Here is a 21,736-nt window from a genome sequence, read left to right as displayed (position 1 = left end):
CTCGGAGATCACGGATCGTTCCTGGAATGCGCGACATCGTTGACGGCCTGCTCGCCTGGCGTGCCGAGGGCACCGCGTTCGCCCTGGCCACGGTGGTCGCCACCTGGCGGTCGGCGCCCCGGCAACCGGGCGCCTCGATGGCCGTCAACGCGGCCGGCGAGGTCATCGGCAGCGTCTCCGGCGGCTGCGTCGAAGGCGCCGTCCACGCCGCGGCCCAGGAGGTCATCGAGACCGGCAAGGCACAAACGCAGACGTACGGGGTGAGCGACGGCGACGCCCTCGAAGCCGGCCTGACCTGTGGCGGCACGATCGAGATCATGATCCAGCCGTCGTCCGCGCTGACCGGCCTCGACGACGTGCTCGCCGCGATCAGCGAGGGCCGGCCGGTCGCGACGGCTTCGGTGCCGGGCGCGCAGCTGGTGGTCCTTCCGGGCGGTCCCGACGGCGATCCCGGTGTTGCCGGTGTTGCCGGCACTCTCGGCGACCCTGAGCTGGATCGGCAGGCGGCGCGGCAGGCGGCCGGGCTGCTCACGCACGGGCGGTCCGCGATCGTGCAGGCGTGCGAGCGCGAGGTCTTCGTCCAGTCCTACGCGTCACCGGCCCGGATGATCGTCTTCGGTGCGATCGACTTCGCGGCCGCGGTGGCCCGGATCGGCAAGTTCCTCGGCTACCGGGTGACCGTCTGCGACGCGCGCGGCGTCTTCGCCACACCGGCCCGCTTCCCCGACGCGGACGAGGTGGTCGTCGAGTGGCCGCACCGCTACCTGGAGGCCACCGAGGTCGACGAACGCACCGTACTGTGCGTGCTCACCCACGACCCGAAATTCGACATCCCCCTGCTCCAGGTCGCCCTGCATACCCCCGCCCGGTACATCGGCGCGATGGGCAGTCGGCGCACCTGCGAGGATCGGCTCACCCGGCTCCGCGAGGCCGGAGTCTCCGAAGCGGCCCTCTCCCGCCTGCGCGCCCCGATCGGCCTGGACCTGGGCGCCCGCACCCCGGAGGAGACAGCCGTCGCCGTGGCCGCCGAGATCGTAGCCCTCACCTGGGGCGGCTCCGGCGCCCCGCTGACCGACCTGACAGCCCCCATCCACGGCACCTGACAGCCACCCGCCCGCGCCACACCCCAAATCACCCTCCAGCCGACCCCCGCCCGCGCCACACCCCGATCACCGCCCAGCCGGCGGCCGCCCACAGCACACCCCGATCGCCCTCCAGCCGGCCCCACCCACGCCGCACCTGATCACCGCCCAGCCGGCCGCCACCCGCGCCACATCCCGATCGCCCTCCAGCCGACCCCGCCGGCGCGTCAACGCCGCGTCCCCCGGTTCCCACCCCCGGTGGCGCCGGCCGCCGTCCCTGTCGAGATGTTGATCTGCTAGCGCTACGAAATCGCTGTGATCATGGGGCTTAAACCGCGATTTCGCATCGCTAGCAGATCAACAACGATGCGCGGACCCGACGCCGCCGGCCGCGGCACAGGGACACCGCCGGTCACAGGCCGGGCCGGCGGCGAGTCGAGCAGAGCAGACGGCGAGTCGAGCGCAGCCAGCGGCGAGTCACGCCGGGGCCGGCGGCGAGTCGAGCGCGGCCGGCGGTGAGTCGCGCCGGGGCCGGCGGCGAGTCGAGCGGGGCCGGCGGTGAGTCGCGCCGGGGCCGGCGGCGAAATGCGCCGGGGCATGGACGTCAGGGTGCTGGGCCTGCGGGAGGGCTGGTCCGGTGGTGGGACGGGGTAGCCCGTACTCCTTTATCGGCCTTTATCCGCGTTTCATCAGGCGGCCTACCGCGGCCATCAATTCCGAGGCCATCTCGTCGGCCCGGCCTTCCTGGGCGCCCTCGTGCATGCAGTGGCGGGCGTGGCCGTCGAGGAGGCCGAGGGCGACCTTGTCGAGTGCGGCCTGGATCGCGGAGATCTGGGTGAGGATGTCGATGCAGTAGCGGTCGTCGTCGACCATGCGCTCGATGCCGCGCACCTGCCCTTCGATGCGCCGCAGCCGGGATTGCAGGTTGTCCTTGGTGGCCGTGTAGCCGCGCGTCGGAGCGGGATTGGTCATGCCCTCATGTTACAACCCCCCAGGGGTATGACGAGCTGCTGAAGGTCGGCACTTGCGATACCCCTACCGGGTATGTGTACGCTGGGTCCATGCAGACGACGACGTACCCCGTTTCCGGCATGACCTGCTCGCACTGCGTCAACGCGGTGAGCGGGGAGGTGAGCCGCATTCCCGGTGTCAGCGACGTGCGGGTCGACCTCGCCGCCGGGAACGTGACAGTGATCAGCGCGGAGCCGCTCGACCGGGCGGTGGTCGCGGCGGCGGTGGACGAGGCCGGATACGAGCTGGGGGCGGATTCATGAGGACGGCGGTGCGGCTGACGGCGTACGTGGCCGGGCTGCTCGCGGTGTTCGGGGCGGCCGCCGGGGCCGGTGCGGCGATCGGGCCGGACAACAGCTCACCCGCCGCGGCACCGGCACCCGCACACACCGGAGCGGGGACGCACAGTGAACCGGCACCCGGAGCGCACAGTGAACCCGCGACCGAGGCGCACAGTGAACCCGCGACGGAGGCGCACGGCGCGGACAGCGGGGGCGGGCATGACGACGCGACGCCGGCCGGGTTGCAGAGCGTTCAGGACGGCTACCGCCTCAGCCCGGTCTCCACGGAGCTGAGCACCACGGCGGCACGCCCGTTCGAGTTCCGGATCCTCGACGAGCAGGGCCGGCCGGTGACCGACTACACCGTGAGCCACGAGAAGGAACTGCACCTCATCGTGGTCCGCCGCGACCTCGCCCACTACCAGCACGTGCACCCGACCCGGAAGGCCGACGGCACCTGGACCGTCCCGCTGCGGGCGGGCGCCCCCGGGCAGTACCGGGTCTTCGCCGACTTCGAGACCGCCGGCCACCAGCTGACCCTGGGTGTCGACGTGCCGGCGCCGGGCGACTACCGGCCGGTCCCGCTCCCCCATCCGGCGCGTACCGCGGAGGTCGACGGGTACACGGTGACGCTCGACGGCGACCTGGCGAACCCGGCGTTCACCGTCCGCCGGCAGAACGCGGAGGTGACACCGGAGCCCTACCTCGGCGCTCGCGGCCACCTGGTCGTGCTGCGGGAGGGCGACCTCGCCTACCTGCACGTGCACCCGAGCGACCCGGAGAGCTTGGCCTTCAAGGCCGAGGTCCCGTCCGGCGGGGTCTACCGTCTTTACCTGGATTTCCAGCACGACGGCAAGGTGCACACCGCCGAGTTCACCGCCGACACCGGCCACACCCACAGTTGAGGAACCTGTCATGACCTTGCGGACAGCGCCCCAGCGGATCGAGCTGGCCATCGGCGGGATGACCTGTGCCTCGTGCGCGGCGCGCATCGAGAAGAAGCTGAACCGGATGGACGGGGTGACCGCCACGGTCAACTACGCCACCGAGAAGGCCACGGTCACCGTCGACGGCCAGGTCAGCGCGGCCGATCTGATCGCCACCGTGGAGAAGACCGGGTACACCGCGGCCGAGCCGGCCATCGCCGAGAAGCCGGCGGCAGCGGAGAAGGACCCGCTCCGCACCCGGCTGATCGTCTCGGTCGTCCTGAGCATCCCCGTCATCCTCCTCGCCATGGTCCCGGCGTGGCAGTTCGAGTACTGGCAATGGGCCTCCCTGACCCTGGCCGCCCCGGTCGTCGTCTGGGGCGGCTACCCCTTCCACCGCGCCGCCCTGATCAATCTGCGACACGGCGCCGCGACGATGGACACCCTCGTCTCGCTCGGCACCCTTGCCGCGTTCGGCTGGTCGCTGTGGGCGCTGTTCTTCGGCACCGCGGGCGAGCCCGGCATGACGCACCCGTTCCGGATCGCCGTGGAACGCAGCGACGGCGCCGGCAACATCTACCTCGAAGCCGCCGCCGGCGTCACCATGTTCCTGCTGGCCGGCCGCTATTTCGAGTCCCGGTCCAAGCGCCGTGCCGGTGACGCGCTGCGCGCGCTGCTGGAGCTGGGCGCCAAGGACGTCACCGTGCTGGAGAACGGGCGAGAGGTACGCGTGCCGGTCGCCCAGTTGCGCGCCGGTGACCGCTTCGTCGTCCGCCCCGGCGAGAAGATCGCCACGGACGGCCTGGTGGAGGAGGGTTCCTCGGCCGTTGACGTGAGCATGCTGACCGGGGAGAGCGTCCCGGTCGAGGTGGGTCCGGGCGCGAGCGTGGTGGGTGCGACGGTCAACGCCGGAGGGCGGCTGGTCGTGCGGGCCACCCGGGTCGGCGGCGACACGCAGCTCGCGCAGATGGCCCGCCTGGTCGAGGAGGCCCAGGCCGGCAAGGCCGACGTGCAGCGGCTCGCCGATCGCATCTCCGGCGTCTTCGTGCCGGTCGTCATCGCCCTGGCGGTCGCGACCCTCGGCTGGTGGTTCGGCACCGGCGGCGGCTGGACGGCCGCGTTCACCGCCGCCGTCGCCGTCCTGATCATCGCCTGCCCGTGTGCGCTGGGGCTCGCCACGCCGACGGCCCTGCTGGTCGGAACCGGTCGCGGCGCCCAGCTCGGCATCCTGATCAAGGGCCCCGAGGTCCTCGAGTCGACCCGTCGCGCCGACACCATCGTGCTCGACAAGACCGGCACCGTGACCACCGGCCGGATGACCCTGGCCGCCACCGTCCCGGCGCCCGGCCAGGACGCCGCCGAGCTGCTGCGACTCACCGCCTCCGCCGAGTCGGCCTCGGAACATCCGATCGCCGCCGCGATCGCCGCCGAGCTGAGCGATCCGCTCCCGGTGCAGGATTTCACCAGCTTCGAAGGCCTGGGCGTACGGGCCACCGTCGCCGGCCACGACGTGCTGGCCGGCCGTCCCGCCCTGTTCGGCCGGGAGGGCTGGACCGTTGCCGCCGAGGTCGAGCAGGCCGTGGCAGACCAGGAGGCCGCCGGCCGCACCGCGGTCGTCGCCGGCTGGGACGGCGCGGCCCGCGGCGTGTTCGCGGTCGCCGACGCGGTGAAGCCGACCAGCAAGGCGGCCGTCGCCCGGCTGCGTGAGCTGGGATTGCGCCCGATCCTGCTGACCGGCGACAACGAGACCGTCGCCCGGGCGGTCGCCACCGAGGTCGGCATCGACGAGGTGATCGCCGGGGTGCTGCCCGCCGACAAGGTGGCGACCGTCAAGCGGCTGCAGGCGGAGGGCCGGGTCGTCGCGATGGCCGGTGACGGCGTCAACGACGCGGCCGCCCTGGCACAGGCCGATCTCGGTCTGGCGATGGGCACCGGCACGGACGTGGCGATCGAGGCGTCCGACCTGACGCTGGTACGCGGGGACCTGACCGCCGCGGCCGACGCCATCCGGTTGTCGCGAAGCACCCTGCGGATCATCAAGGGCAACCTGTTCTGGGCGTTCGCCTACAACCTGGCGGCTCTGCCGCTGGCGGCGGCCGGCATGCTCAGCCCGATGATCGCCGGCGGGGCGATGGCGTTCAGCTCGGTCTTCGTGGTGGCGAACAGCCTGCGGTTGCGCCGGTTCTCCGCCACCGTCTGACAGCCACGCCCCACCCGCCGTCCCCGGTGGCCCGGCCTCGAGGCCGGGCCACCGGGTCTTCTCAGTCGAGCACGGCGGTGATCGTGCCGGCGGCGACCGTGCGGTTGCCCTCACGGACCGCGAAGCCCATGCCGGGCTCCAGCGCGACCTCCTTGCCGAGCGTCACCGTCACGTCGTCCAGGGTGTCCCCCGGCATGACCAGGTCACGGTCGCCGAGGTCCAGCCCGCCCGACACGTCGGTGGTGTGCAGGTAGAACTGCGGCCGGTAGTTCGCCTCGAACGGCGTGTGCCGGCCACCCTCGGCGGCGGTCAGCGCGTACATCCGGGCCCGGAAGACCCGGTGCGGCCGCACCGAACCCGGCGCCACCACGACCTGGCCCCGCTGCACCTGCTCGCGCTTCACCCCGCGCAGCAGGACGGCGGCGTTGTCGCCGGCCTCCGCCGACTCCAGCACCTTGCCGAACGTCTCCAGCCCGATGGCGACGCTGCTCACCGTGGGTCCGAGGCCGACGACCTCGACCGGCGAACCGGCGGTCAGCGTGCCACGCTCCACCTTGCCGGTCACGACCGTCCCACGACCGCTGATCGACAGCACGTTCTCGATCGGCATCAGGAACGGCTCACCGAGCTCGCGGGGCGGGATCGGCACGTACTCGTCGACGGCGCCGAGCAGCCGGTCGATCGACGCCACCCAGCGCGGGTCGCCCTCGAGGGCCTTCAGCGCGGAGACCCGCACCACGGGCACCTCGTCGCCGGGGAACCCGTACTCCCCGAGCAGTTCCCGCACCTCCAGCTCGACCAGGTCGAGCAGTTCCGGGTCGTCGACGGCGTCCGCCTTGTTCAGCGCCACCACCAGGTAGGGCACGCCGACCCGCTGGGCGAGCAGCACGTGCTCCCGGGTCTGCGGCATCGCGCCGTCCATCGCCGACACGACCAGGATCGCGCCGTCCACCTGCGCCGCCCCCGTGATCATGTTCTTCACGTAGTCGGCGTGCCCCGGCATGTCGACGTGGGCGTAGTGGCGGGTGGCGGTCTCGTACTCGACGTGCGCGATGGTGATGGTGATGCCCCGGGCGGCCTCCTCCGGCGCCTTGTCGATCCCCTCGAACGCGACGTACCGGTTGGATGCCGGGTCGCGGTCCGCGAGAACCTTCGTGATCGCGGCGGTCAGCGTCGTCTTGCCGTGGTCGACGTGCCCAATCGTGCCGATGTTGAGGTGCGGCTTGTTACGTACGAACTGGCTCTTGGCCATTGTCTTCTTTCCTCACTGGATGCGAGGCATATCGGTATTGCGTGCCCCGATGCCAGCCGGGGCGCGCCAGAACCGCGCAGCGTGCGGACACCCTTCCCCTGGGTTCTGCTGCTGGTGGGGAAGGGTCAGCTTCGCGTATCGACGCCGGCATTCGCGCACACGGGAGCCACCACGAGGGGCAGCTGCAGACCGGGCGCGAGGAACATGCTGGGAGATTAGCTCGCGCTGAAATCGAGTGCCAACGATTAATCGGGTACGGGTTCCGGCGGGGTCCCCTTTCGTGAGCGGCGGCACTTCCCCACCGACGAGCGGGACATTTCAGGTGTCACGCTGCGTGTTCGGGGTAGCGGTAGATCATGGCTTCCCTCGACGTGGTGGTGGTCGGGCAACTCGCCCGCGACCTGGTACTGATGGTGGACGAGATGCCGGAGCAGGGCACGTCGGCCGACGCCCGGCTGCGGCGCGAAATGCTCGGCGGTAAAGGCGCCAACCAGGCCGTCGCCCTCGCCCAGCTCGGGGCCCGCCCGGCGCTGCTCGCGGTGCGCGGCGACGACCAGGTCGGTGCGGACCTGCTGGAACAGGCCCGCCGCGACGGGATCGACGTCAGCCACGTCGTCTGCCGGCCCGGCACGCCGACCGGGCTGATCGTCGAGGCCCTGGACGCGGACGGCGGCTGGCGTTACCTCCAGCACCTGCCGGACGAGGTGCTGCTCACGGTGGCGGACGTGGACGCGGCGGCGGAGGCCCTGCGCGCGGCCGACGCCGTCCTCGTGCAGCTCCAGCAGCCCGGGCCCGCCGCCCTCGCCGCGGCCCGGCACGGCCGGGCCGGTGGCGCGATGGTCGTCCTCGACGGCGCACCGGACTCCGCCGAACGCGACGAACTCCTCCAGCTGGCCGACGTGGTGCGCGCCGACGAACGGGAGGCGGAAATGCTCGGCGACGTGCCGGACAGCGTCATGCTGATGGTCGCCAAATCCGACGGCAACGTGCTCACCTGGGCGGACGGCGAGGTCTTCGTGCCACTCACCGACGACAAGGTGGTCGACACCACCGGCGGCGGGGACGCCTTGACGGCGGCGCTGACGGTCGCCCTGCTGCGCGGGCGGTCACCGCAGGAGGCGGCCCGGTTCGCGGTACGGGCCTCCGGCGCCACGGTCGGTCACCCCGGCGGCCGCCCTGACCTGTCGGGATTGTCCTCCGAGGTGTGACGGCTCCTTTTCACCTGGCGTCTTCCCTCGGCCGGCGCTGTTCCGGCGCTGTTCCGGCATTTTCCGGTTCTTTCCGGTTTCCGGTGCTTTCGGCAATTCCGGCGCTTTCCGGTCACGGCAATGTCTGTGTCACGTCCCAGTGTTCGACGATCAGGCCGCTCTCGAATCGCCAGATGTCGACGACCGCCTCCCGCAGGTCCTCGGCCGTCAGCCGGTAGTGCGCCACCACGAACTGGTCGTCCGCCACCACGTGCTGGATCTCGATCTCGGCGGTGGCGACCGGCGAGTTCCTGATGAACTCGATCCAGGCGTCGCGCCCGGCCGGGGCGCCCGGTGTGTGCGAGAAGAAATCCGCACGCAGAATCTCGAACAGCACAGCGGTGTCCCCCGCCGCGAACCGGCCGAAAGCGTCCAGGAACCGGGCCTTGTTGATCTCCGCGACATCGATGTCAGTCATGCCACCACCCTGACATCGGCAAGCGGGCCTGTCGACGGCCCGATGTGCCTGCCATCGATCGCCCGGCCATGTCCGGCGTTTCCGGAATATCTGTCCGGACGCCCGGGAGCGATGCGCCCCATCGGCCACGGGACATACCGGCAACCGTTTCAGTTCCGCTGTTCGCGGCGCTTCAAGACCCCCTGATCGTACGTTTTGAGGCGCCATTCTTTCCGCCCGCCCCCGGGACCGGAGTCGCGCCCGTAACCCTTTCGAACGAGCTTCCCGACGCTGTACCGGCTCGCCGCAGTGTCCTGGCCTTCCCGTCCGCCCGTCCCCGCCGCTTCGCCACGCTGAGCAACCCCGGCCCCGCATCGTCGCGCTCTGTAACCCGGTCCCGCATCGCCCCGCTCAGCAACCCGGTCCCGCATCGCCCCGCTCAGCAACCCGGTCCCGCATCGCCCCGCTCAGCAACCCGGCCCCGCATCGCCCCGCTCAGCAACCCGGCGCGGCTGAGAGACCCGCCTCGCTCAGGGACCCGCGCGCATCGGTATGACCGGCGGCATGGACAGCTCCCCCGCGTCGAGCACACCGGTCGCTGCGGCAGGACCGGAGGCATCGTTCTCACCTGGCGTATCGGCCTTACCGAGGACGGGCTGCCGGCCCGCAGGCCGGGGCCGGACCAACCCGGCGTTGAAGGCGGCGATCACCAACTGCGCCCGGTCACGTGCTGCCAGCTTGCCCATCAGGTTCGTGATGTGCGACTTCACCGTCTTGACTGCTATCACCAGGGCGGCGGCCGTCTCCTCGTTGGAGAGGCCGGCGCCGATGAGGGCCAGCACGTCGACCTCGCGGCGGGTGAGATGCGGCAGGGAACCGGCGGGCCGGTCCGGTCGGGGTGCCGCCACATAGTGAGCGACCAGGCGAGTCAGGATTGAAGGCGCGAAGAGGGATTCGCCTCGATGGGTACGCCGCACCGCATCGAGCAGCTCCGCCGGTCGAGCATCCTTGAGCAGGAAACCGGACGCACCGGCGTGCAGGGCCTCATACACGTACTCATCCAGCTCGAACATGCTCAGCACGAGCACGCGGCAATCCGCCAGCACCGGGTCGGCGCAGATCCGCCGGGTGGCCTCAAGACCGTCCAGGTGCGGCATGCGTACGTCCATCAGCACCACATCCGGCCGCGTCGCCCGCGCCTGGAGCAGCGCCTCCACACCGTCGCCGGCCTGACCGACCACTGTCAGGTCCGGCTCCTTGTCGATGATCGCCGCAAGGCTGCGCCGAAGCATCTTCTGGTCATCAACGAGCAGCACCCGCGTCATGCCCGAAACCCCGACGCAGAACCGTCAGGCACCCGCGCGGTCTCTGGTAACCCACCACCCGCACGGCCCTCCGACACCCGTGCGATGCCTCCAGGCCCACCACCCGCACGCCCGTCCGACACCCGTGCGACGCCTCCGAACCCACCGTCTGCGGAGTTTCCAGGATGCTGCGCGGTGGGATGGGGATCGTCGGCTGCCGGATCGTCGGGGATCCTGGCGGCGAGCCGGAAGCCGCCTCCGGCAGGCGCGGTGGTGAGGGTGCCGCCGAGACTGCCGATGCGTTCTCGTAAGCCAGCCAGCCCGTGCCCCGCACCGGGCGCGGCATGCCAACCGTGGGCGGGTCCTTCGTCGGAGACGACGACCTGCACGAACGAGCCGTCTCGGTGCACCTGCACCTCCACCCCGGTAGGGCCGGCGTGGCGCGCGACGTTGCTCAGTGCTTCACGGACCGTGCGGCAGACCGCCACCTGCACTCCGGCCGTCACGCCACCCAGTGGTTCGGCGGTGAGGCGGGGCCGCAGGCCGGCGGCCTCGGCGGACCGGACGATGCCGGGCAGGTCGGCCAGGCTCTCCAGCGGGGCACGCGGGCCGGCCTGATCCGGCTCGCGCAGGACGATCAGCATGCGCCGCAGCTCGGCCGTGGCGGTGCGGCTCGTCTCCTCGATGTCGGTGAGTGCCTCGCGCACCTCCTCGGTAGCGGGAAGGTGCTGCGTTGCCGCCGCGCGCACGGTGATCAGGCCTAACCCGTGCGACACGACATCGTGCAGGTCGTGGGCGATGTGCAGCCGCTCGGCCAGAACCGCCTCGGTGGCCGCCCACTCGGTGAGCCGCCGCTCGTAGTCGGCGCGGTCGGCACGCCAGCGGCGAACCGCCCAGACCACGGTGGCCACCGCGGCACCGCCGATCAGCGCCGGGATCACCCGGGCGAGCGGACCGGAGACGCCCACGGTGCAGAGCCCGAGCACCAGCACGGTGGCGACGGCGGCGAGGATGGGCACGGCCCGATTACTCCAGGTCGGCCGGGTGCGAGGAACCACGCTGCCGACTGTAAACCCCAGACCAGGGTCTTAGACCCGGCCGCAAAGATGGGGTCACGGTCCGATGTGAACGATCATTCGCCCCGGTTGACTGGAGCAATGATCGCCATCGACCATCTGAGCCGCCCAGGCCGGTTGCACGACGTCTCCTTCGAGGCTCGGCCCGGCCGGGTGACCGGCTTTCTCGGCCCCAACGGCGCCGGCAAGACCTCCACCCTGCGCGTGCTGCTCGGCCTCGACCGGGCCCGGGGTGGCACCGCCCTGGTGAGCGGCCGCCGCTATGCCGAGTGGAGCCGCCCACTGACCGTGGTGGGCGCCCTGCTCGACGGCAGTGGGGCGCACCGGGCCCGTTCCGCGCGTGCCCACCTGCGCTGGATGGCCACGAGCAACCGGCTGCCCCGATCCCGGGTCGCGGAGGTGCTCGACCTGGTCGGGCTCACCGACGAGGCGGGCAAGCGGGCCGGCGGGTTCTCGCTGGGCATGAGCCGGCGGCTCGGGCTGGCGGCCGCCCTGCTCGGCGATCCGCCGGTGCTGGTGCTGGATGAGCCGGTCAACGGACTCGATCCCGCGGGCATCAGGTGGATGCGCGCATTCCTGCGCGACGCCGCCGCCGAAGGACGCACCGTGCTCCTCTCCAGCCATCTGATGGGCGAGCTCTCCGGGATAGCCGACGACGTGGTGATCATCGATCGAGGGCGGGTGGTGGCGAGCGGCACGGTCGATGAGGTGTCCGCCGGGCATCTGACCCTGGAAGACGCGTTCTTCGCCCTCACCGCAGGGACGAGCAAGTGGTGAGCGGCGGCCGGGTCCAGATGGTGAGCCTTGTCCATGCCGAGCTGCGCAAACTTCTCGGCCTGCGGACAGCCTGGGTGGGCCTGGTGCTGGGGTTGCTCGCGGCGCCGGTGCTGGTGGGGCTCAACGCCTCGGCCACCCGCCGGGCGGTCGCCGAGGGTCTGACCGGAGACGCGTCCGACCTGGCCTTCCAGAACCTGGGGATCGGGGTGCTCGGCGCGATGATCCTCGGCGTGGTGGTGGTCAGCAGTGAGTTCACGCCGACCGGCGACGACGTGCCAGGTGCCCGGCAGTTGACCGCGACACTGCTGGCCACGCCGCGACGCGAGCGGTTGCTCATCGCCAAGGGGACGGCATTGTCGCTCGTGGTCGCGGTGCAGGGATTGCTCACCACCGTCGCCACACTGGTGATCACCAGGTGGGTGCACGGTTCGCTGATACCCGCGCCGCAGCCGGGCCGGGCGGCGGCCGCGGTGCTCTACTGGGTTCTGATCGCCCTGCTCGCCTATGCGATCACGCTTCTCGCACGCAACGGGATCGTCACGCTGACCGTGTTGATCGTCAACAGCACGGTCGTCTCCCTGCCCTATCTGCTGACCAAGGTGACGCCCTGGGCGGCCTACCTGCCGGACGTCGTGGGGGCACACATGTTCCTCCGGAGCATCGAGGTCCCGGTGGAGATAGCTCCCGTGACCGCGGGCCTGGTGATGTCCGCCTGGGTGGCCGGCCTGCTGGCGGTCGCTGCGGCACTCTTCAACCGGCGGGACGCATGACCGCGAATCCGCCGGTGGGACGCATGACCGGAAATGATCCGGCGGGGCGCTTGACCGGCGGTCATCCCCCAGTGGAGCGCAGTTCCGGCAATCAACGGACGGGAGGCATGGCGGAGAATGCGCCTCGCAGTGTCAAGGCGGGCTCGACGTGGAGCGCGGGCCTGGTTCCGGTGGGCACTGTCGTGGCCACGATCAGGGCCGAGGTGGCGAAGCTGGGCACTCTGCCGTCGGTTTGGATCACGCTGACGCTGACCTGGGCGGTTACCCTGCTGCTCCGCCTTGCCGAGCTGCCCGGGTCGGTGCTGGTGCACACGCAGGCCGGTTTCCTGGTTCTCGGGGTGCTCGCGGCGACGCAGGAGCACGACCGCGGGCGGCAGATCCATGCCACCCTGCTCGCCATGCCGCGGAGGGCGACCCTGACGATGGCGAAGGCTCTGGCGCTGCTGGCGCTGACGGTTCCGTTCGCGGCTGTCACGGCGGCCACGGCCGGGGCGCCCGGAGCGGCCGGCTATCTGACCTTCGCCACTCTGGCGGCGTGCGGTGCCGGTCTGATCCTGCGGCACGGGGTGGTCGCGGCGGGGGTGGTGCTCACGGCGTACCTCATTGTTGTCCCGCTGGTCCGGGCGCGCCTGCCGGATGTCGCCGCAGTGCTCCCCGCGGGCCCGGTGACCGGTGCGGGCGGTGAGAACGGACAGCCGGCTGGTGGGGAAGTGACGGCCTGGATCGCGGATGTCGATCCGGCCTCCGCGGCATGGGCTCTGGTAGCCCTTGGCGGCGCCGCGATGACGCTGCGTTACCTAGATACCTAACTCGTGCCGTTCTCAGGATCAACTCTGGATACTCTCAGCAACTTCGTAGATCATGTCTGCCGAGCGCGGGGGCTCACTTATGTGCATGTGTCGGTCGGGCGCAGGCAAGGTGTTCGCCTTCGCGTGTTCATATACCTGCGGCCCATCGGTGGAGACACGGCATGGCACAACGACCGACGTTGGCGACGATTCGCGAGCGCACATACAAACGCCGGGACGCCTGGTGGACCGTCTGGCTGGTCGACCCGCTGGCTTCCCGGCTGGTCTGGCTCGTGGCGCCGTGGCGCTGGGTCACTCCGAACCGGCTGACGTTCGGGGCGTTCCTGGTCGGGCTCGGATCGGCGTACTGCTTCTGGCAGCAGGACTACATGTGGCTGCTGGCCGGTGCGGTGCTCTACCACCTGAGCTTCGTGCTGGACTGCATGGACGGGAAGATTGCGCGGCTGACCGGGTCGGGGTCGCTCTTCGGGACGTGGCTGGACTACGTCTTCGACCGGCTCCGGGTGCTGGCGTGCGCGTTCGGGCTATTCGGCGGGCAGTACCTGCGCACCGACGAGGTGATCTATCCGCTGCTCGCGACGTTGGTCATCTTCCTCGACATGTTCCGTTATCTGAACGCGCTGCAGATGTCGAAGGTCAAGCTGACGATGAAGGACCGGCTGATCACGGCGGCGCTGGCGGCCGGGACGAAGACGCCGGAGTACGTGGAGGAGACCGACGAGGAGGCGCCGACCGAGGCGATGCTCGCCGACGCCGAGAGTGCCCGCGCCACGGTCGACGTGCACGGCGATTTCCGGACGAAGTACAGCCTGTTCGTGCGGATCCGGAACCTGCTGCTGCGCCAGCGGATCCGCGCGCACCTGTTCAGCGGTATCGAGTTCATGATGTTCGTCTTCATCGTGGGACCGCTCATCGGCCAGATCGTGGCGACCACACTCATCTCCGGCGTGCTGCTGCTCGCCTTCGAGTCGCTGCTCGTCTTCAAGCTCTGGACCACCACGAAGACCTTCAACCGGCGGCTGGCGACGTTCGAGGGCAAGGGCGCCGCCGGGGAAGTGGCGCAGGCGCCCGCCCTGGTCTGACCAGCGGAAGCCCGCCGAGCCACAACCGGTCCGGAGGCGACGGCAACCGAGCGCGAGGCAGCGGCGGCCGGGCGCGAGGCGGCGGCAGCCGGGCGGGACCGGGACGCGACGGCAGCCGGGCACGAGGCGGCGGCAGCCGGGAAGGCTGCCGCCGGCTCTCGAGTGGGTTACAACCGCAGGGGTACGACGTCCGGGGCGCCCAGCCGGGCGGCGTCCGCGGTTTCGTCGTCCTGCTGTTCCTGGGAGGCTCGTTCGGCCTCCACCCGCAGGCGGTAGTTCTCCACCTCCCGGTCGCGTTGCTCGGGTGTCCAGCCCAGCACCCGGCCCATCAGTTCGGCGGCGTCCGGTGCCGCCACCACGCCCCGGTCGAAGGTCTCGATGGAGATCCGGGTGCGACGGGCGAGGACGTCCACCAGGTGGCGGGCGCCTTCGGCGGCGGCGGCGTAGACGAACTCGGCTCGCAGGTAGTCCTCGGCGCCCTTGATGGGGCGGCCCAGGTCCGGTTCGTCGCGGATGAGGTCGAGGACCTCGGTGATGAGGGTGCCGTAACGGCCCAGCAGGTGCTCGATGCGGGCTACGTGCAGCCCGGACTGCGTGGCGAGGATGCCGCGCCGGTTCCAGAGGGCCGGGTAACCCTCCGCGCCCAGCAAGGGCACCCTGTCGGTGACGCAGGGCGGCACGGTGCGGGCCAGGCCGTGCACGGCGGCGTCGACCGCGTCGCGGGCCATCACGCGGTACGTCGTGTACTTGCCGCCGCCGACCACGACCAGTCCCGGCACGGGGCTGCCGACCGAGTGTTCCCGGGACAGCTGGGAGGTGGATTCGGACTCGCCGGAGAGCAGGGGGCGCAGCCCGGCGAAGACGCCCTGCACGTCGGCCCGTTCCAGGGGCCGGGACAGCACCTTGTTGACTTCGGTCAGCAGGTAGTCGATGTCCTTGCTGGAGGCGGCCGGGTGCGCCTTGTCCAGGTTCCAGTCGGTGTCGGTGGTGCCGACGATCCAGTGCCGGCCCCAGGGGATCACGAACAGCACACTGCTCGTGGTGCGCAGGATCAGACCGGTCGACGACTGGATCCGGTCGCGCGGCACGACCAGGTGAATGCCCTTGGAAGCCCGGACGTTGAACTGGCCGCGTTCGCCGACCAGGGACTGCGTGTCGTCGGTCCAGACGCCCGTCGCGTTGATGACCTGCTGGGCACGGATCTCGAAGGTCCGGTCGTGTTCGAGGTCGTGCACCCGTACGCCGGTCACCCGTTCGCCTTCCCGCAGGATGCCGACGACTTCGGTGCGCGAGGCCACGTGCGCGCCGTACGCGGCAGCGGTCCGCGCCAGGAACATGGTGTGCCGGGCGTCGTCGAGCTGCCCGTCGTAATACTGCAACGCGCCCACCAGCGCGTCCTTGCGCAGTGCCGGGCAGGCCCGCAGCGCGCCGCGCCGGCTCAGGTGCCGGTGGCGGGGCAGTGCCTGGGAGGCGGCCATCGCGTCGTAGAGGGTGACGCCCGCACCGGCGTAGAGGCGTTCCCAGCCGCGGTGTTTGAGGGGGTAGAGAAACCGGACGGGACGGGCCAGGTGTGGTGCGAGGCGCTGCAGGATGAGTCCTCGTTCGCGCAGCGCCTCCCGCACCAGCCCGAAGTCCAGCATCTCCAGGTACCGCAGCCCGCCGTGGATCAGTTTGCTGGACCGGCTGGAGGTGCCGGAGGCGAAGTCACGCGCCTCGACGAGGCCCACGGTCAGTCCCCGTGTGACCGCGTCGAGCGCGCAACCCGCCCCGACCACTCCCCCGCCGATCACCAGCACGTCGACCTCGGTCGCGGCGAGCGCGCTCAGGGCGGCGTCCCGATGAGCAGGAGAAAGATTTGTCATGTCAGTCCACATCCACCCAGTCGAGGGTTCGCTGCACCGCCTTCTTCCACTTCCCGAAGCCCTGTTCGCGCTGTTCCTGCGACCAGCTCGGCTGCCAGCGCTGCGATTCGTTCCAGTTCTCCCGCAGCTCGTCGGTGGATTTCCAGAAGCCGACCGCGAGGCCGGCCGCGTACGCGGCACCGAGGGCGGTCGTCTCGGCCACCACGGGGCGGCTGACCGGCACGCCCAGCACGTCCGCCTGGATCTGCATGCAGAGGTTGTTCACGGTGATCCCGCCGTCGACCTTGAGGACGTCCAGGGTGACGCCGGAGTCCTGCGCCATCGCGTCGACCACGTCACGGGTCTGGTAGCAGATGGATTCCAGGGTGGCGCGGGCGATGTGCCCGCTGGTGTTGAAGCGGGACAGGCCGACGATGGCGCCGCGGGCGTCGGAACGCCAGTACGGCGCGAACAGCCCGGAGAAGGCGGGTACGAAGTAGACGCCGCCGTTGTCCGGCACGGAGGCGGCCAGGGCTTCGCTCTCCGCGGCCGAGTTGATGATGTGGAGTTGGTCGCGCAGCCATTGCACGGCGGACCCGGTCACCGCGATCGAGCCTTCGAGCGCGTAGACGGGCGCGGCGTCACCGAACTTGTAGCAGACGGTGGTGAGCAGCCCGTTCTCCGAGCGCACCAGGTTCGTCCCGGTGTTCAGGAGCATGAAGTTGCCCGTACCGTAGGTGTTCTTGGCCTCGCCGGGTGCGAAGCAGACCTGGCCGACGGTTGCGGCCTGTTGATCGCCGAGGTCGCCGGTGAGGGGCACGTCGCCGCCGAGCGGGCCGTCGACGTGCGCGATGCCGTAACCGTTGGGGTCGGACGAGGGCCGGATCTCGGGCAGCATCTGCCGGGGGATGCCGAAGAACGACAGCAGTTCGTCGTCCCAGTCGAGGGTTTCCAGGTTCATCAGCATGGTCCGGCTGGCGTTCGTCACGTCGGTGACGTGGTTGCCGCCGCTGACGCCGCCGGTGATGTTCCACAGCAGCCAGCTGTCGGTGTTGCCGAAGATCGCGTCGCCGCGTTCGGCGGCTTCCCGGACGCCGTCGACGTTCTCCAGGATCCATTGGATCTTGCCGCCGGAGAAGTACGTGGCCGGGGGCAGTCCCGCTTTGCGGCGGATGACGTCGCCGCGGCCGTCGCGGTCCAGCGCGGACGCGATCCGGTCGGTGCGGGTGTCCTGCCAGACGATCGCGTTGTAGTAGGGCCGGCCGGTCCGCCGGTCCCAGACCACCGTGGTCTCCCGCTGGTTCGTGATCCCGACGGCGGCCAGGTCACGCGCCGACAGGTTCGCCTTCTGCATGGCGGTCCGCACGACGGCGACGGTCCGTTCCCAGATCTCGATCGGGTTGTGCTCGACCCAGCCGGCCTGCGGCAGGATCTGTTCGTGTTCGAGCTGGTGCCGGCCCACCTCGTTCCCGCCATGGTCGAAGATCATGAATCGGGTGCTGGTGGTGCCCTGGTCCACTGCGCCGACGAAGTCAGCCACGGTTCGCCTCCACGTTCTCGTCGTCCTCACCACGGGGTGTCGGTATGTTGCCCGGTTCCGGCGGCTCCGCCGACGGCAGGAAGCGTCCGACCAGAACTTTGTACAGCCCGGCGCCCGCCACACCGCCGATGATCGGCGCGACTATCGGCACCCAGAAATAGAGATACCCCGTCTGGTCGCGGAACGCGCCGCCGTACCCGGTGAGGAAGCTGGCGAGTCGCGGACCGAAGTCACGGGCCGGGTTGATCGCGTAGCCGGCGGCGCTCCCCCACGCCATGCCGATCCCGACGACGATCAGGCCGATGATGAACGGCGCCAGGTTGGCCTGCGGCGGTGTGCTCGCCAGGTCGGTGACCGCGAGGATCAGGAACAGCAGGATCGCGGTGCCGATGACCTGGTCGCGGAACGCCCCCCATTCGTCGAACGGCAAGGTCCCGTTGCCGGGCAGGGTGGAGAAGACCCCCTGCGTCTTGATGGTCAGCCCGGGGTCGGCCGCGTGCAGGGCCTCGGTGTAGTTCCAGCGCACCAGCAGCGCCGCGACGAAGGCGCCGAGCATCTGGGCGACGATGTACGGCGCCACCTTGCGCCACTCGAAGCCTTTGAAGACGGCGAGCGCGATGGTGACGGCGGGGTTGAGGTGTGCGCCGCTGATCCGGCCGGCGACGTAGACGCCGAAGGTGACGCCGAGCCCCCAGGCCCAGGCGATGCTGTCGTGGTCTCCGATGCCGGCCGCCACCACCTGGGCGACCACGCCGACACCGAACAGAATGAGGATCATCGTGCCGGCGAACTCGGCTGCGAACTCACCGACGAGGCCGGGAATCTTGGGTCGTGTTGCCATGCTCCCTCCCTGCTTCCGATGCAGTGGACGCTAGGAACGCATCGGGGGCGGGGCAATGAACACCGGTCGGCATTGTCGAACATCAATCACGGCGAGTCGTCACGCGGTGGCATAGAGTCCGAAACATGCCCGGTACCGTGCAGGCGATCGAACGAGCGGCCGCGATCCTGCGGACGCTCGCCGGCGGGCCGGGCCGGCTCGGGCTCAGCGAGATCGCCCGCACCCTGGACCTGGCGAAAGGCACCACCCACGGCATCCTGCGCACCCTGCAACTGGTCGGCTTCGTCGAGCAGGACCGCAACTCCGGGCAGTACCAGCTCGGCGGCGCGCTGCTGCACCTGGGTACCAGCTACCTGGACATCAACGACCTCCGGTCCCGTTCGATCAACTGGGCCGATCCGCTGGCCGCCCGCAGCGGCGAGTCGGTGCGGATCGGCACCGTCCTGGAGGGCCGGGTGCTGGTCGTGCACCACGTGTTCCGGCCCGACGACACGTTCCAGACCCTCGACGTCGGCACGTTGCTGCCGCTGCACGCCACCGCCCTCGGGAAGGTGCTGCTCGCGTACCGCGCGGGCGGTGTCGCACCCGGCAGCGACCTGGAACGGTTCACGCGCCGGACGCTTGCCGAGCCGAAGGCGCTCTCCGCCGCCCTGGACGGGGTGCGCGAGGCGGGCTGGGCGGCGGAGATCGAGGAGATGACGCTCGGCCAGGCGGCGGTCGCGGCACCGATCCGGGGGTACGGGGGCCTCGTGGTCGGCGCGATCGGCATCTCGGGGCCGGTCGAACGGCTCTGCGACAGCCGGTACCACCCGTACCCGAAGCTGATCACCTACGTCCGGGATGCCGCTCGCGCGGTCTCCCGGGACCTGGGAGCCGCACGATGACCGAGCGATACGTGGTCGCGATCGATCAGGGCACCACCTCCACCCGCTGCATCGTCTTCGACCGCCGGGGCCAGTTGGTCTCGCTCACCCAGCAGGAGCACAAACAGCACTTCCCGCGGCCCGGCTGGGTCGAGCACGACGCCATGGAGATCTGGCGCAATGTGGAACGGCTGGCGCCCCGGGTGCTGCGCCGGGCCGGGATCACCCTGGACCAGGTGGTCGCGCTCGGCATCGCGAACCAGCGGGAGACCACCGTGCTGTGGGACCGCGGCACCGGCATCCCGGTCGGGCGGGCGATCATCTGGCAGGACACCCGGACCGACGGCCTGGTCCACGAACTCGCCGCCCGGCCCGGGGCGAAGGAGGTGGAGGAACGGTCGGGACTGCCGCTGGCGACGTACTTCTCCGGGCCTCGCCTGAAGTGGGTCCTGGACCACACGCCGGGTCTGCGCGAGCGCGCCGAGCGGGGCGAGGTGCTCTGCGGGACCATGGAGACCTGGCTGATCTGGAACCTCACCGGCGGCCTGCACGTCACCGACGTGACGAACGCGAGCCGGACCATGCTGCTCGACGTGCGCACCCTGGAGTGGTCCCGGGAGTCGCTGGACTTCTTCGGCATCCCGGCCGCGATGCTGCCCGAGGTGCGGCCGTCGATCGGCGTCTTCGGCACCGCCACGGCGGCTTTCCCGGGCGTACGCATCGGGGCCGCGCTCGGCGATCAGCAGGCGGCCCTGTTCGGGCAGACCTGTTTCACGCCGGGCGAGGCCAAGTGCACGTACGGCACCGGTAGCTTCCTGCTGCTCAACACCGGTACCGAGCTGATCCGCTCGGACAACGGGCTGCTCACCACTGTCGCCTATCGGATCGCGGGTGAGCCGGCGGCGTACGCCCTGGAAGGCTCGATCGCGATCACCGGCTCCCTGGTGCAGTGGTTCCGCGACCAGCTCGAACTGATCTCCAGCGCCCCGGAGATCGAGACCTTGGCACGGACCGTCGCCGACAACGGCGGCTGCTACATCGTGCCGGCCTTCTCCGGCCTCTACGCGCCGCACTGGCGCAGCGAGGCGCGCGGCGTGATAGTGGGCCTGACCTCCTACATCACCAAGGGTCATCTGGCCCGCGCGGTGCTGGAGGCGACCGCCTGGCAGACCCGCGAGGTGGTGGACGCGATGAACACGAACTCGGGGCTGGCCCTGCGCACGCTCAAGGTGGACGGCGGGATGACCGCCGACAACCTGCTGATGCAGATGATCGCCAACGTGCTCGACGTCCCGCTGGTCCGGCCGCTCGCCGTGGAGACGGTGTCGCTGGGAGCGGCGTACGCGGCCGGACTCGCCGTCGGGTACTGGCCCGACCTGGACGGGTTGCGCCAGAACTGGCACATCGCGGGGCAGTGGATGCCGGCCATGGACGCCGCGGTGCGCGACCACGAGTACGCGAACTGGCGTCGCGCGGTGGAGCGCACCTTCGACTGGATCCAGCCGGCTGGATAGCTCACTTCGTGGCGCGCCCCGTCAGCTTGTCGCGCAGCCGGTCGACCAGGCCCACACCGGGTCCGACCAGCTTGTGGAACAGCTCGGCGTTCGGCGCGCCCGGGTGCGGGCGGGTCGGCGCCAGCTTCTTCGCGGTCTCCACCTTGCCGGCCAGCTCGACGAGCTTCTCCGCCGGGATGTGCTGGCGCAGCTGCGGGAACTGCTCGGTCTCCTCGTCCTGCACGTGGTCGGCGAGGATCTCCTCCAGCTTGCGCAGCGCCTCGTCGAACTCGGGGCTGGAGACGTCCACGTCCTCGAGCCGCTTCATGGTCTGCTCGAGTTCCTTGTGCTCCTCGACGTCGTGCTCGACGGCCTTGTCGCCGTCCGGCAGGTGGTCGCGCATCGCCGGGTAGATGTACATCTCCTCGGCCACCGCGTGCCGGACCAGTTCGCTGATCGCGGTGTCGGTCAGGTCCCGGCGCACCATCGGGTCCGTCACCGTCCGGATGTTGCCGATCAGGGCGGTGACGTCCCGGTGGTCAGCGATCAGGATGTCGATCACGTCGCCGGAGTGCTGAGGGCTCGTCACGGTTCCTCCAGGAGGTTCGCGCCGCGCACCGTGCGCGGACGCTCCCCCGGCTACCCGGACGCGCCCCGGTTATGCGCGTTCAGTGGGCGGCGATGCCGAGGCGGCTCGGATCGGCCGGGCGGAAGCCCTGGCAGTGCCCGCAGATCAGGTAGTACTTCGCGGCCTTCACCGGGAAGAGGGGGATGAAGAAGAGGGTGAACCTGGTGGACCTCTTGAGGAGCTGCTGCGGCGCCTGCCAGCCACAGATCTCGCAGGTCATCAAGTGGGTGCCGGCCAGGTGGTCCTTCGTGCTGAGCCCGAACAACAGAAACATGTGTTCATGCTTACCCACGAACGCCAGTCGTCATCTATCCGG

The 21,736-nt window shown here is 70.6% G+C and carries 20 protein-coding genes and 1 pseudogene; 11 read left to right on the top strand and 10 right to left on the bottom strand.

The window, feature by feature from the left end:
• Positions 1-26: 26 nt before the first annotated feature.
• Positions 27-1,103 (top strand): XdhC family protein, encoded by a 1,077-nt coding sequence (locus LPA41_RS15955; protein WP_229071159.1) that lies wholly within the window; start codon positions 27-29, stop codon positions 1,101-1,103.
• 654 nt (positions 1,104-1,757) lie between these two features.
• On the opposite strand, the gene LPA41_RS15950 is transcribed toward LPA41_RS15955, so the two are convergent.
• A complete protein-coding gene (locus tag LPA41_RS15950) occupies positions 1,758-2,054 on the bottom strand; it encodes a metal-sensitive transcriptional regulator (protein WP_229071158.1) in 297 nt (98 codons plus the stop codon).
• An 89-nt stretch (positions 2,055-2,143) separates the two neighbouring features.
• Between LPA41_RS15950 and LPA41_RS15945 the strand changes: the two genes are divergently transcribed.
• The 3 genes from LPA41_RS15945 to LPA41_RS15935 are packed head-to-tail and all read left to right on the top strand — an operon-like array spanning position 2,144 to position 5,500.
• Positions 2,144-2,356 (top strand): heavy-metal-associated domain-containing protein, encoded by a 213-nt coding sequence (locus LPA41_RS15945; RefSeq protein WP_229071157.1) that lies wholly within the window; start codon positions 2,144-2,146, stop codon positions 2,354-2,356.
• The gene (locus LPA41_RS15940; RefSeq protein ID WP_229071156.1) at positions 2,353-3,279 is read left to right on the top strand and encodes a hypothetical protein; all 927 of its coding nucleotides are present in this window, start codon (positions 2,353-2,355) and stop codon (positions 3,277-3,279) included. Before LPA41_RS15945 ends, LPA41_RS15940 begins: the two co-directional genes overlap by 4 nt.
• Positions 3,280-3,289: 10 nt before the next feature.
• Positions 3,290-5,500, top strand: coding sequence for a cation-translocating P-type ATPase (locus LPA41_RS15935; RefSeq protein ID WP_229071155.1), 2,211 nt, complete (start codon positions 3,290-3,292; stop codon positions 5,498-5,500).
• A 61-nt stretch (positions 5,501-5,561) separates the two neighbouring features.
• On the opposite strand, the gene tuf is transcribed toward LPA41_RS15935, so the two are convergent.
• A complete protein-coding gene (gene tuf / locus LPA41_RS15930) occupies positions 5,562-6,752 on the bottom strand; it encodes an elongation factor Tu (RefSeq protein ID WP_229071154.1) in 1,191 nt (396 codons plus the stop codon).
• A 356-nt stretch (positions 6,753-7,108) separates the two neighbouring features.
• Between tuf and LPA41_RS15925 the strand changes: the two genes are divergently transcribed.
• A complete protein-coding gene (locus tag LPA41_RS15925; protein WP_229071153.1) occupies positions 7,109-7,960 on the top strand; it encodes a PfkB family carbohydrate kinase in 852 nt (283 codons plus the stop codon).
• 112 nt (positions 7,961-8,072) lie between these two features.
• Here the strand turns inward: LPA41_RS15925 and LPA41_RS15920 are convergent, their stop codons facing one another.
• From LPA41_RS15920 to LPA41_RS15910, 3 genes and pseudogenes are all read right to left on the bottom strand, one after another.
• A complete protein-coding gene (locus tag LPA41_RS15920; RefSeq protein ID WP_229071152.1) occupies positions 8,073-8,417 on the bottom strand; it encodes a nuclear transport factor 2 family protein in 345 nt (114 codons plus the stop codon).
• Between the two features lie 653 nt (positions 8,418-9,070).
• A pseudogene (locus tag LPA41_RS15915) lies at positions 9,071-9,721 on the bottom strand (response regulator); the annotation flags it as partial.
• Positions 9,718-10,758: a histidine kinase gene (locus tag LPA41_RS15910; protein WP_229071151.1), complete on the bottom strand. Its 1,041-nt coding sequence runs from the start codon at positions 10,756-10,758 to the stop codon at positions 9,718-9,720. The pseudogene LPA41_RS15915 and the gene LPA41_RS15910, both read right to left, overlap by 4 nt.
• Before the next feature lie 99 nt (positions 10,759-10,857).
• Between LPA41_RS15910 and LPA41_RS15905 the strand changes: the two genes are divergently transcribed.
• The 4 genes from LPA41_RS15905 to LPA41_RS15890 all read left to right on the top strand — a co-directional run bounded on the left by LPA41_RS15905 (position 10,858) and on the right by LPA41_RS15890 (position 14,214).
• Positions 10,858-11,553 carry an ABC transporter ATP-binding protein gene (locus tag LPA41_RS15905; protein WP_229071150.1) on the top strand — a complete coding sequence of 232 codons (696 nt, stop codon included), beginning with the start codon at positions 10,858-10,860 and terminating at the stop codon, positions 11,551-11,553.
• A gap of 20 nt (positions 11,554-11,573) precedes the next feature.
• A complete protein-coding gene (locus tag LPA41_RS15900; RefSeq protein ID WP_229071149.1) occupies positions 11,574-12,323 on the top strand; it encodes a hypothetical protein in 750 nt (249 codons plus the stop codon).
• 107 nt (positions 12,324-12,430) lie between these two features.
• A complete protein-coding gene (locus LPA41_RS15895; RefSeq protein ID WP_229071148.1) occupies positions 12,431-13,132 on the top strand; it encodes a hypothetical protein in 702 nt (233 codons plus the stop codon).
• A gap of 161 nt (positions 13,133-13,293) precedes the next feature.
• Positions 13,294-14,214, top strand: coding sequence for a CDP-alcohol phosphatidyltransferase family protein (locus LPA41_RS15890; protein WP_229071147.1), 921 nt, complete (start codon positions 13,294-13,296; stop codon positions 14,212-14,214).
• Positions 14,215-14,381: 167 nt separating this feature from the next.
• Here LPA41_RS15890 and LPA41_RS15885 read toward each other — a convergent pair whose 3' ends face one another.
• Genes LPA41_RS15885 through LPA41_RS15875 form a run of 3 tightly spaced genes read right to left on the bottom strand, consistent with a single transcriptional unit; the run spans position 14,382 to position 18,436 of the window.
• The gene (locus LPA41_RS15885) at positions 14,382-16,076 is read right to left on the bottom strand and encodes a glycerol-3-phosphate dehydrogenase/oxidase (RefSeq protein WP_229071146.1); all 1,695 of its coding nucleotides are present in this window, start codon (positions 16,074-16,076) and stop codon (positions 14,382-14,384) included.
• A 1-nt stretch (position 16,077) separates the two neighbouring features.
• Entirely contained in the window at positions 16,078-17,595 is a 1,518-nt protein-coding gene (gene glpK / locus LPA41_RS15880) for a glycerol kinase GlpK (protein ID WP_229071145.1), read from the bottom strand.
• On the bottom strand, positions 17,588-18,436 hold the full coding sequence (locus tag LPA41_RS15875) for an MIP/aquaporin family protein (RefSeq protein ID WP_229071144.1): 849 nt from the start codon (positions 18,434-18,436) through the stop codon (positions 17,588-17,590). Before LPA41_RS15875 ends, glpK (LPA41_RS15880) begins: the two co-directional genes overlap by 8 nt.
• Positions 18,437-18,561: 125 nt before the next feature.
• Here LPA41_RS15875 and LPA41_RS15870 point away from each other — a divergent pair, with 125 nt between their 5' ends.
• On the top strand, positions 18,562-19,320 hold the full coding sequence (locus LPA41_RS15870) for an IclR family transcriptional regulator (RefSeq protein WP_229071143.1): 759 nt from the start codon (positions 18,562-18,564) through the stop codon (positions 19,318-19,320).
• Positions 19,317-20,813, top strand: coding sequence for a glycerol kinase GlpK (gene glpK / locus LPA41_RS15865; protein ID WP_229071142.1), 1,497 nt, complete (start codon positions 19,317-19,319; stop codon positions 20,811-20,813). Before LPA41_RS15870 ends, glpK (LPA41_RS15865) begins: the two co-directional genes overlap by 4 nt.
• Position 20,814: 1 nt before the next feature.
• On the opposite strand, the gene LPA41_RS15860 is transcribed toward glpK (LPA41_RS15865), so the two are convergent.
• Positions 20,815-21,381 (bottom strand): hemerythrin domain-containing protein, encoded by a 567-nt coding sequence (locus LPA41_RS15860; RefSeq protein ID WP_229071141.1) that lies wholly within the window; start codon positions 21,379-21,381, stop codon positions 20,815-20,817.
• Positions 21,382-21,460: 79 nt separating this feature from the next.
• Positions 21,461-21,694 carry a zinc ribbon domain-containing protein gene (locus LPA41_RS15855; RefSeq protein ID WP_229071140.1) on the bottom strand — a complete coding sequence of 78 codons (234 nt, stop codon included), beginning with the start codon at positions 21,692-21,694 and terminating at the stop codon, positions 21,461-21,463.
• Positions 21,695-21,736 lie beyond the last annotated feature (42 nt).

This window comes from Actinoplanes sp. DH11, assembly GCF_020873875.1.
GTDB lineage: Bacteria > Actinomycetota > Actinomycetes > Mycobacteriales > Micromonosporaceae > Actinoplanes.
This window is presented reverse-complemented; position numbering and strand designations above follow the sequence as displayed.

Coding starts and splice junctions, on each gene's coding strand:
- glpK (WP_229071142.1), top strand. CDS start 19,317: ATGACCGAGCGATACGTGGTCGCGATCGATCAGGGCACCACCTCCACC.
- LPA41_RS15925 (WP_229071153.1), top strand. CDS start 7,109: ATGGCTTCCCTCGACGTGGTGGTGGTCGGGCAACTCGCCCGCGACCTG.
- LPA41_RS15855 (WP_229071140.1), bottom strand. CDS start 21,694: ATGTTTCTGTTGTTCGGGCTCAGCACGAAGGACCACCTGGCCGGCACC.
- LPA41_RS15875 (WP_229071144.1), bottom strand. CDS start 18,436: ATGGCAACACGACCCAAGATTCCCGGCCTCGTCGGTGAGTTCGCAGCC.
- tuf (WP_229071154.1), bottom strand. CDS start 6,752: ATGGCCAAGAGCCAGTTCGTACGTAACAAGCCGCACCTCAACATCGGC.
- LPA41_RS15920 (WP_229071152.1), bottom strand. CDS start 8,417: ATGACTGACATCGATGTCGCGGAGATCAACAAGGCCCGGTTCCTGGAC.
- LPA41_RS15890 (WP_229071147.1), top strand. CDS start 13,294: ATGGCACAACGACCGACGTTGGCGACGATTCGCGAGCGCACATACAAA.
- LPA41_RS15945 (WP_229071157.1), top strand. CDS start 2,144: ATGCAGACGACGACGTACCCCGTTTCCGGCATGACCTGCTCGCACTGC.
- LPA41_RS15895 (WP_229071148.1), top strand. CDS start 12,431: ATGGCGGAGAATGCGCCTCGCAGTGTCAAGGCGGGCTCGACGTGGAGC.
- LPA41_RS15870 (WP_229071143.1), top strand. CDS start 18,562: ATGCCCGGTACCGTGCAGGCGATCGAACGAGCGGCCGCGATCCTGCGG.
- LPA41_RS15950 (WP_229071158.1), bottom strand. CDS start 2,054: ATGACCAATCCCGCTCCGACGCGCGGCTACACGGCCACCAAGGACAAC.
- LPA41_RS15940 (WP_229071156.1), top strand. CDS start 2,353: ATGAGGACGGCGGTGCGGCTGACGGCGTACGTGGCCGGGCTGCTCGCG.
- LPA41_RS15905 (WP_229071150.1), top strand. CDS start 10,858: ATGATCGCCATCGACCATCTGAGCCGCCCAGGCCGGTTGCACGACGTC.
- LPA41_RS15955 (WP_229071159.1), top strand. CDS start 27: ATGCGCGACATCGTTGACGGCCTGCTCGCCTGGCGTGCCGAGGGCACC.
- LPA41_RS15885 (WP_229071146.1), bottom strand. CDS start 16,076: ATGACAAATCTTTCTCCTGCTCATCGGGACGCCGCCCTGAGCGCGCTC.
- LPA41_RS15935 (WP_229071155.1), top strand. CDS start 3,290: ATGACCTTGCGGACAGCGCCCCAGCGGATCGAGCTGGCCATCGGCGGG.